This window comes from Corallococcus terminator (assembly GCF_003611635.1).
GTDB lineage: Bacteria > Myxococcota > Myxococcia > Myxococcales > Myxococcaceae > Corallococcus > Corallococcus terminator.
The window spans coordinates 18741-29648 of sequence record NZ_RAVZ01000002.1 but is presented as its reverse complement, the minus strand read 5'-3'; the positions used below and the strand labels follow the sequence as shown (position 1 = coordinate 29648).

The 10908-nt window shown below is 69.9% G+C and carries 8 protein-coding genes; 6 read left to right on the top strand and 2 right to left on the bottom strand.

Going from position 1 to position 10908, the window contains the following annotated elements:
• Positions 1-60: 60 nt before the first annotated feature.
• Positions 61-1077 carry an aldo/keto reductase gene (locus D7V88_RS00340; protein ID WP_120538566.1) on the top strand — a complete coding sequence of 339 codons (1017 nt, stop codon included), beginning with the start codon at positions 61-63 and terminating at the stop codon, positions 1075-1077.
• A 32-nt stretch (positions 1078-1109) separates the two neighbouring features.
• Positions 1110-3269: a sensor histidine kinase gene (locus D7V88_RS00335; protein ID WP_120538565.1), complete on the top strand. Its 2160-nt coding sequence runs from the start codon at positions 1110-1112 to the stop codon at positions 3267-3269.
• Between the two features lie 11 nt (positions 3270-3280).
• Here the strand turns inward: D7V88_RS00335 and D7V88_RS00330 are convergent, their stop codons facing one another.
• Both D7V88_RS00330 and D7V88_RS00325 read right to left on the bottom strand, forming a co-directional pair.
• Positions 3281-4084, bottom strand: coding sequence for a radical SAM protein (locus tag D7V88_RS00330; protein ID WP_244237878.1), 804 nt, complete (start codon positions 4082-4084; stop codon positions 3281-3283).
• Position 4085: 1 nt separating this feature from the next.
• Positions 4086-6023, bottom strand: a complete 1938-nt coding sequence (locus D7V88_RS00325) for a RecQ family ATP-dependent DNA helicase (RefSeq protein WP_120538564.1) — start codon at positions 6021-6023, stop codon at positions 4086-4088.
• Between the two features lie 244 nt (positions 6024-6267).
• On the opposite strand from D7V88_RS00325, the gene D7V88_RS00320 reads away from it, so the two are divergent.
• From D7V88_RS00320 to D7V88_RS00305, 4 genes are all read left to right on the top strand, one after another.
• Positions 6268-7821 (top strand): asparagine synthase-related protein, encoded by a 1554-nt coding sequence (locus D7V88_RS00320; protein WP_158624956.1) that lies wholly within the window; start codon positions 6268-6270, stop codon positions 7819-7821.
• On the top strand, positions 7806-8999 hold the full coding sequence (locus tag D7V88_RS00315) for a glycosyltransferase (RefSeq protein WP_120538562.1): 1194 nt from the start codon (positions 7806-7808) through the stop codon (positions 8997-8999). Before D7V88_RS00320 ends, D7V88_RS00315 begins: the two co-directional genes overlap by 16 nt.
• Before the next feature lie 5 nt (positions 9000-9004).
• Positions 9005-9853 (top strand): ROK family protein, encoded by an 849-nt coding sequence (locus tag D7V88_RS00310; protein WP_244237885.1) that lies wholly within the window; start codon positions 9005-9007, stop codon positions 9851-9853.
• A 157-nt stretch (positions 9854-10010) separates the two neighbouring features.
• Positions 10011-10901, top strand: coding sequence for a S1C family serine protease (locus D7V88_RS00305; RefSeq protein WP_120538561.1), 891 nt, complete (start codon positions 10011-10013; stop codon positions 10899-10901).
• Positions 10902-10908: the final 7 nt, after the last annotated feature.

The window sequence follows — 10908 nt, the reverse complement described above, 5'->3', positions numbered from 1 at the left end:
ACTCCCGCGCGCCGCATGACGACCCTCAGAAGAGGGAACTTTCAGGGGAGGACGCAAGCCATGGAGACTCGGAAGCTGGGCAGGCAGGGCCTCACCGTTTCGGCGCTGGGCCTGGGCTGCATGGGCATGTCGGAATTCTACGCGGGCCGCGACGACGCGGAGTCGGAGGCCACGCTGCTCCACGCGCTGGACAGGGGCATCACCTTCTTCGACACCGCCGACGCCTATGGCCCGGGACGCAACGAGGAGCTGGTGGGCCGCGTGCTCAACCCCCACCGCGCGAAGCTCGTCCTGGCCACCAAGTTCGGCCTCGTCCGCGACCCCAACAACCCCCAGGCGCGCGGCGTCAACGGCCGGCCCGAGTACGTGAAGCAGGCGTGCGAAGCGAGCCTCCAGCGGCTGGGAATGGACGTCATCGACCTGTACTACCTGCACCGCGTGGATCCGAAGACGCCCATCGAGGACACGGTGGGCGCGATGGCGGAGCTGGTGAAGGCCGGCAAGGTGCGCTTCCTGGGCCTGTCGGAGGTCAACGCGGACACATTGCGCCGCGCGTGCGCCGTGCATCCCATCACCGCGCTCCAGTCGGAATACTCGCTGTGGAGTCGGGATCCGGAGGACGGCGTGCTCCAGGCGTGCCGCGAGCTGGGCGTGGGCTTCGTGCCCTACAGCCCCCTGGGACGCGGGTTCCTTACCGGGCAGATCAAACGCTTCGAGGACCTGGCCGAGGACGACTACCGCCGCCACTCGCCCCGCTTCCAGGGGGAGAACTTCCAGCGCAACCTGAAGCTGGTGGAGCACATCGACCGGCTCGCCCGGCAGAAGCAGTGCTCGCCCGCGCAGTTGGCGCTCGCCTGGGTGCTGTCGCGCGGGCAGGACGTGGTGCCCATCCCCGGCACCAAGCGCCGCAAGTACCTGGACGACAACCTGGGGGCCCTGGAGGTGAAGCTCACACCGCAAGACCTGAAGGACATCGAAGCCATCGCGCCGCCGGGCATCGCCGCCGGAGAGCGCTACCCTGCCTCCATGCAGGGCCTCACCCAGTCCAACACCTCCGCGAGCAAGGAAGCCCGCTGAAGCCACGCCGACAGGTAGTCTGAGCCGCGCCCATGTCCGTCCCCTCGACGTCCGCAGTCCGGGTCCCAGCCCCTGTTCCGGTGGCGCCCCCTACTCCGGCTCCCCCGGGGCCTCCGGCCGTTTCGAAGGAGGAAGGGTCCGCGACGCTGCGCTACGGGCTCGCGGTGGGCAGCGTGGCGCTGGCCTTCGTGGCCCAGGAGCTGCTGTCGTCGATTACGGTGGGGATGCCCTTCCTCGCCTTCTTCGCCGCCGTGATGTTCTCCGGCTGGCGAGGAGGGTGGGGCCCGGGGCTGCTGGCCACGGGGATGTCGCTGGTCATCGTGGACTACTTCTTCCTGACGCCCATCCACACCTGGAAGGTGCGGACCGGCAGCCTCATCACGCTGGGCCTCTTCCTCGCGCTGTCCCTGTTCGTGACGCTGCTCAACGCGCGCCTGCGCCGGGCCAACGTGGAGCGCGCCAGCCTGCTGGAGAGCGAGCGCGCGGCCCGCGCCGCCGCCGAGTACGAACGCGCGCGCCTGCGTGAGCTCTTCATGCAAGCGCCCGCGCACCTGGTCATCTTCCGCGGGCCCGACCACCTCTTCGAGCTGTCCAACCCCCTCAACTCCGAGATGCTGGGCAACCCGGACCTGCTGGGCCGGCCCGTGCGGGACGTGGGACCGAAGGAGGAGGCCGCGCGCATCTCCGGGCTGTTGGACCGCATCTACGCGACGGGCGAACCCTTCCAGGGCAAGGAGATGCCGCTCCATCTGAAGCAACCGGATGGCTCCGTGCGCGAGTACTTCTTCGACATCACGTACACGCCCACGCATGACACCGAGGGGAAGGTGGACGGCATCGCCGGCTTCGGCTTCGACGTGACGGGCCACGTGCGGGCGCGGGCGCGCGCGGAGCAGTTGGCGCGCGAGCTGTCGCACAACGAGGAGCACCTGCGCCTGCTGGCGGGCGCCAGCTCCTTCCTCGCCACGTCGCTGGACTACGAGGCCACGCTGCACAACGTGGTGCGCCTCGTCGTCCCCACACTGGCGGACTGGTGCATCGTCGACATGGCGATGGAGGACGGCACCTTCATGAGGATGGAGGTGGCGCACGCGAGGACGGAGTCGGAAGCGCACGCGGAGGGGCTGCGGACGCCCGTTCCCGAGGGGCAATGCTACCCATCGATGGGCGCCGGGACCCTGCTGCTCAAGGGCCAGCCCTTCTTCGTGGAGGACGTCACCGATGTGGACCTCATGCAACTGACCAATGAGCCGCATCGGATGGAGCTGCTCCAGGCCATGAAGCTGCGCTCCCTGGCGATGGTGCCCCTGGTGGCCCGCGAGCGCACGCTGGGCGTCATCATCTTCGCCACCAGCCACGCGTCCGGCCGGAGCTACATGAAGGCGGACCTGCCCATCCTCCAGGAGATGGCCAACCGCGCCGCGCTGTCCATGGAGAACGCGCGGCTGTACCGCGAGGCGCGCGAAGCCGTGCGCCTGCGCGACGAGTTCCTGTCCATCGCGAGCCACGAGCTGAAGACGCCGCTCACGCCGCTCAACCTCAAGCTCCAGTCGCTGCGGCGGGAGATGGACCGCACGCCGGGCCCGGTGTCGCGCGCGACGGTGGAGAACTACCTGGAGGTGGGCTCGCGGCAGTTGAAGAAGCTGGCGGAGCTGGTGAACGACCTGCTGGACGTGTCGCGCATCGCCTCCGGGCGGATGTCCCTGGACCCCGCGTCGGTGGACCTGGCGGAGCTGGTGCGCGACGTGGTGGCCGCCTACGAGGGCCCCGCCGCGCGTTCAGGTTCCGTGCTGCGCGTGGAGGGAGTGGACACCGCGACGACGGGGTGGTGGGACCGGCCGCGCCTGGAGCAGGTGGTGGTGAACCTGGTGGACAACGCCATCAAGTACGGCCAGGGGCGCCCCATCGACATCCGCGTGGAGGCGAAGGACGGGCGTGCGACGTTGACGGTGCGGGACCAGGGCATCGGCATCTCTGCGGAGTCGCTGCCAAGGCTCTTCGGCCGCTTCGAGCGCGCGGTGAGCGAGCGGCACTACGGAGGCCTAGGCCTGGGGCTCTACATCACGCGCACGCTGGTGGAGGCCATGGGCGGCACGGTGCGCGTGGAGAGCCAACTGGGGCAGGGTTCCGTCTTCACCACGGAGCTGCCCCTGCGAGCGAATCCGCCCGCCCTGATTCCCCCGCCGCCCTGATTCAGCCCGACTCAGGTAGCCGCGCGGGGACGAGGAAGCTGCGCGTGGGGTTCCCACGGGCCGCTGGAGCCCAGGCAGTGCTGGCAGGTCGCCAGGGGCGTGTCTCGCTCCAGGTAGGCGAGGAGGCCCGAGAGCAGCTCCGGACTGTCGAGCCAGAGGCCATCCGCCTCCGCGAGCGCGGGCAGGTGTGGGTGCTGCGCTGCGAGCACGGTGGCGACGTGGGGCGGGCGGGTGCAGGTGAAGAAGCGGCCCCGGTAGACGAGGTGGCAGCGGTGCTTGAGCCAGCACTTCGCGAAGACGTCCTGGATGGCCGCATCGGAGTCCAGCGGCGCGTCCGGGGTGATGCGTTGGAACGCGTCGATGTGCTTCACGGAGAGGTGGACGCCGTGGCGTTCGCAGCGCTCGGTGATGCGAGCGATGGAGCGTTCGGGCAGCGGCGCGGAGGTGTAGACGGACAGGGTCATCCGGTCGAGCCGCTCATAGACGGCGTCGGGAGCGCTCTGGGCGAGGAAGCCGTTGGTGGTGATGGACACCTGTTCGGAGATGCCGGAGGCGCGCACCTGGTCGAGCACGGCGGGCAGGTCCGGGTGGAGGAAGGGTTCGCCGCCGGTGAGCTTGAAGACGTTGGGCTTGAGCACGCGCGCGAGCTTGCGCAGGTCCTCGCCCAGCGCTTCTGGGGAGACGGCCCACGCGGGCAGGTGCGGGGACAGCGGGCAACACTGCACGCAGCGCAGGTTGCAGTGCGTGGTGACGTGCGTCTCCAGGGACCAGGTGAGGACGCGGCTGTCGTGAAGCTCATAGCGCACGGAGTGCATCCTAGCGCCTGGGGCGCTCCTCGCAGAAAGCCAGCACCTGGGCGAACGGCCACTCAGTCAGGGTGCCGAAGAGCTTGTTCCCGTTGAGCTTCGCCTTGGACAGCGCGGGGCTGCTCAGGCCGCAGAGGAAGCGCGCGGCCTGCCTCGGGTGGCCCAGTGCGTCCGGGTGCTTCGTGACGAGGGACCGGAACGTGGCCGCGTCGAGCTGTTCACGCAGGTCCGGCCGGGGATGCGGCGGCGGCAGCACGCGGGCCACACCGGTGCGGCAGAACGTGCAGTGTCCGCACGGGGCTTCGCGCTGCTCTCCGAAGTGGGCCACCAGCGCGTTGCTCTGGCATCCGTCGTGCGTGACGAGCTTGAGCACCTCCCGCACCCGTGACACCTCCTGCGCCTCGCGCTTCTGGAAGCGCTCCTGCAACAGGGACACGAGGGCCTGCGCGTCTTCGTGCTCGCGCAGCCGCGTGTAGCGCTGGCGGGGTTCCGCGACCTGCGTCTCGGCGTAGCCCTGCTCCTGGAAGTAGTCGAGCGCCTTCACGATGCGGTCGCGCGGCTGTCCCATCGCCTTTGAAATCTCGGCGGGATCGAACGTGTACCAGGTGCGTCCCTTCTTCGCGTGCGCGAAGAGGTCCTTCACGAAGCGTGCTCGCTCCCCCTGGAACTTCCCGATGAGCGCTTCCAACGTGCCCGTCGGCTGCACCTTGTAGCCTGCGTAGAACGGCGTGCCCTGCTTCAACACACCTTCCAGTTCCAGGTACGTCAGCGCCGTGCGCAGCACCAACGGCCGCAGGTCGTGACGGTTGCCCAGCGCGTACAGGTCCAGGTGCAGTTCGGGCCCGGCGGCCAGCAGGCCCGTCACCAGTCCCTCCAGCGCTTCCGGCAGCGGCGTGTCCCCGAGCGCGAAGTTCTCCAGCGTGGGCACGTCGTCCGGACACACCAGCAATTCCACCACTGATGGCTTGCCGTCCCGGCCCGCGCGGCCGATCTCCTGGCTGTAGCTCTCCAGGCCCTTGGGCAGGTTGTAGTGATACACGGCGCGCACGTCCGCCTTGTCGATGCCCATCCCGAACGCGATGGTCGCCACGACGATGCCCTTCGCGGAGTGGGTCCATGACTCCTGCACCCGCTCGCGGTCCTCCGACTCCAGGCCCGCGTGATAGGCGCTCGCGGGCAGCCCCGCCGCGGACAGGAGCGCCGCGATGCGCTCGGCGGTTTTCTGGAGCGTGACGTAGACGATGGTGGAGCCGGTCGGGCGGGACTTCAGCCGCTCCACGAGCAGCGCGTCGCGCGCCTCGATGCCCGTGGGCGTCGTCTCCAGCGTGAGGTTGCCCCGGTAGAAGCCGGTGACGATCGCGTTCTGCTCCGGGATGCCGAAGCCCTCGCAGATGTCATGCACCACCTGCGGTGTCGCGGTGGCGGTGAGCGCCAGGATGCGCTCGGCGTTCAGCGTCCTCGCCGCCTGCGCGAGCTTGAGGTAGTCCGGACGGAAGTTGTGGCCCCACTCGGAGACACAGTGCGCTTCATCCACCGCGAACAGCGAGATGGGGAGTTCGCTCAAGAGGCCCATGAAGCGCTCGTTGTTGAAGCGCTCTGGTGCCACGTAGAGCAGCTTGAGCGACCCGTCCCGCAGGGACTCCGTCACCTCGCGCGACTCCTCCAGCGACAGGGACGAATCCAGCCGCGCCGCGCGGATGCCCTTGCGGCTCAGCGAATCGATTTGATCCTTCATCAACGCGATGAGCGGCGACACCACCACCGTGAGTCCTTCGAGCAGCAGCGCGGGGAGCTGGTAGCACAGCGACTTGCCGCCCCCCGTGGGGAACACCGCGAGCGCGGAGCCCTGGGGCTTCAAGAGGGCCGTGAGCACCTCGCGCTGTCCGGGCCGGAATGAATCCAGACCGAAGCGCTCCCGCAACACGACGTCCATCGCATCCTCCCGCATGTCCCGCCCTCCCCTGTTCGCGTGAGGATAGCCCACCCGCTCTGGCAGCCCTTTGGATCCGGCATCTTCCCGAAGGCTTCCCATGTCATCGCACAAGCTCACCCACCGCGGGGCTTCACGGCTCGGCTTCGTACTCGCCTCCTCCCTGGCCGGCGCAACGGACCAGGCCTTGTCCAAAGCGCTCGCGCCCTCCGAGACGACGGGAGCGGTCAAGCGCGGACACAGCCTCTATGATGCGGCCCGCATGCCGATCCGGACTCCCAACGCGCCACCCCAGGGAAGAGCGTCCGCGCACGGCCTCTCCGCCCAGGCGGTCGCCGAATTGCTGTGCCACGGACGCGCATCCAACGCGACCCTGGTGCCTGGGGCGGAGTCGCTGGAGGTGACGCTGCCGCGCGTGACCCGGCCAGCGAACACGCGTGAAGACGAGGACACGCTCGCGGATCGGCTTCTGGCTGTCTGGTCCGACACCGTGCGGGCCCACGTGGAGGCTGGCACGCATGAGGTCAGCCTGAGCGGCGGGGTGGACAGCGCGGCCCTGTGCGCGATGGTCGCGCGCCATGCCCACGGCCAGGTGCGCGCGTGGACCATGGATGTGCACTTCGCGGACGCGGTGGAGCGGAGCAACGCGCGGCGGATGGCGCAGGTAACGGGCGCGGAGCTGGTGGATGTGCTCATCCCCGACGCCGTGCTGCCGGACCAGTTCGAGCACGCGGTCCTCGCCAACCAGACCGTCATCCTCAACGCCCGCGCCGTGGCGAGCTTCGTTTTCTACCTGGAGGCCCACCGGCTGGGCGCGGGCCCCGTCCTCTTGAGCGGCGCGGGCGCGGATGAAGTGCTCCAGGGCACCCCGGGCGCGATGGTCTCCGCGAAGGCACGCGTGGATGAGGACCGGGCCCTGGCCGTGGAGGTCTTGAGACATGACGCCCGGGCGGCTGTGGACAACTTGCGGGCGTCGCTCCGGGGCGGCTCGCACGATCATGAGGACGCCCTCCAAACCCCTGGGGGGGCTGTGGACAACTCGGGAACGCCTCTGGACTCAGTGGGGGCCCGCGATCAGGAACCGGGAGCCACCGAGGAGTCGTCCACCGGAGAAACCGGGCCCGCTCCCTCTGGAACCCAGGGTCGCGATCAAACGGCGAGCCCTCGCGGCAATCGCCAGCCTGTGGACAACTTGAGGGGTGTTTCCGAGGGCGTGAACAGCGATCACGCGCCGGCATCCCCCCCTGTGGACAACCTGGGGGCGGCGCTCACCTCGCTGCCTGCTCCGTGGGATCTGCCGCCGGGGGACGCCTCTGCTTCCGGAGAGCTTCGCTACGCCGAATGGGTGCTGCGGGAGCTCATCCTCCCGCCCGAACTGCGAGGCGCACGAGCCCATGGCCTCACGGTCCGCACGCCGTACCTGGACCCGGGCTTCGCTCGGGTGGCGCTCGGGCTGCCGGAGTCCGTACTGATGCGAGACGGGTTCGGCAAATGGCTGTTCCGGCACGCGGTGCGCTCGCTCGTGCCCGACGAGGTGCGCCTCGCGCGCAAGCTGCCCCGGTATGGGCACACGGCGCTCTCCAGTCCGGTGCGGGCGCGCTGGCTGGAGCTGTACCGCGCCTGGCTATCCCCCGAGCGCCTGGAGCCCCTCCAGGTCATCGACCCCGGGGCCGTCTCCCGGCTGCTGGAGCGCTACACGCGCCTGTCGCCCGGGGACGCGCAGGCAGGAGTGATGGATCGGTTGTTGATGCGACTCGTGTCCCTGGCCATGCTCCAGGCCCACACCGAGGCGCATCCACCATGTCCCGAATCCTGATCGCCACCTCGCCCGAGAAGGGCCACGTGAACCCGATGGTCGGGGTGGCCCAATGGCTGCGCCTGCTGGGGCACACCGTCGGTTGGCTGTGCATCCCCGAACCGACGCCGCAACTCGACGGGCTGGGCGTGGAAATCCTCCACCTGCCCCACCGCGAAGCGCAGCCCCCTGGCATCGAGACCGGTGGCGAAGCCCTGGCGAAGTTGGTGCTGGACGACGTGGCGCTGGGCAAGTGGATCCGTGGCTTGCTGCTGGACGCAGCCCCCGCGCTCCTGGAGCCGGTGCGCGAGGTGGTGCGCGCCTTCCGTCCCGACGTGATGGCCCTGGACGGGATGCAATACGCGGCGGTGCTCGCGGCGCACACGGAGGGCATCCCGTGGGCGGGCGTGTCCTCCGCGCTCACGCTGCTGGAACCCCGGCCAGACATTCCCCTGCTGCTCAACGTGGGCGCGCTCAAGGAGGACCGACAGGCCCTGTTCCAGCGGCATGGCTTCGACGCGCGCTTCCGCACCTGCGAATGCCTGTCGCCCCGGCTCAACGTCATCTTCGCCACCGAGGCCTTCCTGGGCCCGGACGCCGGAGTGCCGCCGAACACACTGCTCGTCGGACCGTCGGCTCCACCCGAACCCCGGGGCGACGAGGTGCCCTTCCCCTGGGAGCGCCTGGGCGACAAGCCCGTGCTGTACGTGTCCTTCGGCAGCCAGATCTCCTATCAGCCGGAGCTGTTCCGTCTCATCGCGGAGGCCGCGCAGCCCTTCGGCGTGACGCTGGTGTTGTGCGCGGGCGAGCTGGCCGACACGGATTTCCCGAACACGCTGCCCGGTGACGTGGTGGCGGTGCCGTACACGCCACAGCGACAGGTGCTGGAGCGCGCGACCGCGTTCATCTCCCACGGAGGCGCCAACTCCGTGATGGAGGCGATGACCGCGGGCGTGCCGATGCTGTTGCTGCCGGTGTGCAACGACCAGCCCGTGCAGGCGCACTTCCTGGAGAAATCCGGAGCGGGGCTCGCCAGGGACCCGAGACACCTCACGGTGGAGACCTGCCGGGAGGCCATCGCCCAGCTCCTCGCGCCCGCGTCACCGATGCGCGAGCGGGTGGCGGAGATCTCCCGGTCCTACCGGGCCCACGACGGCGCCAGGACCGCCGCCGAACGCATCGCCGGACTCGTCGCTTGACGTCCGTGCGTTGGAGTCCGAGCAGGCACCATCCCACGGGCATCACCCCGCTGGAGGTGTGGAACCTGCCCGTGTCCGGACGCGAGCTGTGGGAGGTGCTGGGCTCTCCGTGGGTGGAGGACGATCGGCGCGCGGGAGTGGCCGGCACCACGCTCACGGCGCGAATGATGCCGCCCCTGGCCGAAGCGCTCGAACTGCTGGTGGCGCGACACACCCCGGATGCGGCGTATCTGAGCGGAGGACTGGCGGAGCTGGACGGATTCCAGGCTGCGTTGAACGAAGCCACGGCAGCACTGCCCTGCTCGGTGTACATCGCGCCGACGCCACGCTTCGCCCCCGTGCGCGCGGGCCTGCGCATGCTGGAGGCCCAGGGCTTCCACGCACCAATCTGCGTGGACGTGGGCCAGACCAGCATCAAGTGCGCGCGCTCCGGTTCGACGCGCGTCTTCGAACGGGACCTGTCCCACCTGCCACCGCTGTTCATCGGTCAGCCGCGTCCCGAGGACGGCCATCACCTCCGGGACACCGTGGCGTTCTTCGCGGGCGCGCTGAGCACGTTCCTCGCGGAGGACACACGGACCGCGCCGGACGCCCTGTGTCTCGCATTGCCGTGTCCACTGGATGAGGACCTGCTGCCAGGAGGCTGCACCTACGGCTTCGAGGGCGCGGCGTCACTCGTGCCGGACATCCTCGCCCGCGCCGGATTGCCGGACACAGGAGGACCGGTGTTCGTGCTCAACGACGCGGAGCTGGCAGCCGAATCCGCGCGGCGCGACGCCCGGGTCACCGGACAGCGGGTGCTGTGCATGTCCCTGGGCTTCGGCCCGGGTGGGGCCCTGCTCGACCGGAGGTGAGCGCGAGACGCATCTCCTGCCCGAAACACCGGGCACACGCAGGACCCCGGTCGGATGGAGAGGGTGCCTACCCGAATGGGCAGGTCCCCGTCCTGCCCGGTTCGCCGATGTGGCGCGCCTTCGAGCCTTTTAGTTTCAAGCTCGAAAGGAACACCCCATGTCCACCGACGCCCTCCAATCCCTCTCGCAGTCCATCGCCATCGTCGTCGAGCGCATCGCCCCCTCCATCGTCCGCGTCGAGGCCCGCCGTCGCCGGGGCGCCAGCGGCATCGTCTGGGATGCCGACGGTCACATCCTCACCACCAGCCACGCCGTCGAACACGAAGGCTCCATCCAGGTGGGCCTCGCGGACGGTCGCTCGGTCTCCGCTGAACTCATCGGCCGCGACCCGAGCACCGACCTGGCACTCCTCAAGGCCGACACCACCGGCCTCACCGCGCTCGCTCCCACGCCGCTCGATGGCGTGAAGGTCGGCAACGTGGTGCTGGCCATCGGCCGTCCGGGGCGCACCGCCCGGGCGACGCTGGGCATCGTCAGCGCGTTCGGCGGCGACTGGCGCACGCACGCGGGCGGACAGGTGGACCGCTACCTGGAAACGGACGCCGACCTGCCGCCCGGCTTCTCCGGTGGCGCGCTGGTGGATGCGCAGGGCCGCTTCCTCGGCATCCCCACGGCGGCCTTCTCGCGCACCGCGGCGGTCACCATCCCCGGCGACACGCTGACGCGCGTGGCGAACTCGCTGCGCGAGCACGGCGGCATCCGCCGGGGCTACCTGGGCGTGGGCGCCTACCCCGTGCGCCTGCCCCGGGAAATCGACGGCACCAAGGCGGGACTCATCCTGCTGTCGGTGGATCCGGAAGGGCCCGCGCAGAAGGCCGGGCTGCTGCTGGGCGACGTGCTGGTGAGCCTGGGCGGCCAGTCGCTGCACGGCGTGGAGGACCTGCTGGGCTACCTGGGCGACGAGAAGGTGGGCACGTCCATCCAGGCGAAGGTGCTGCGCGCGGGCGAACTGCGCGAGGTGCCCGTCACCGTGGGCAAGCGTTCGTGAAAGGAGC

Bases quoted from the DNA above. Each gene is read 5' to 3' on its own strand.
- D7V88_RS00340 (WP_120538566.1), top strand. From the start codon at position 61: ATGGAGACTCGGAAGCTGGGCAGGCAGGGCCTCACCGTTTCGGCGCTG.
- D7V88_RS00335 (WP_120538565.1), top strand. From the start codon at position 1,110: ATGTCCGTCCCCTCGACGTCCGCAGTCCGGGTCCCAGCCCCTGTTCCG.
- D7V88_RS00330 (WP_244237878.1), bottom strand. From the start codon at position 4,084: ATGCACTCCGTGCGCTATGAGCTTCACGACAGCCGCGTCCTCACCTGG.
- D7V88_RS00325 (WP_120538564.1), bottom strand. From the start codon at position 6,023: ATGCGGGAGGATGCGATGGACGTCGTGTTGCGGGAGCGCTTCGGTCTG.
- D7V88_RS00320 (WP_158624956.1), top strand. From the start codon at position 6,268: ATGCCGATCCGGACTCCCAACGCGCCACCCCAGGGAAGAGCGTCCGCG.
- D7V88_RS00315 (WP_120538562.1), top strand. From the start codon at position 7,806: ATGTCCCGAATCCTGATCGCCACCTCGCCCGAGAAGGGCCACGTGAAC.
- D7V88_RS00305 (WP_120538561.1), top strand. From the start codon at position 10,011: ATGTCCACCGACGCCCTCCAATCCCTCTCGCAGTCCATCGCCATCGTC.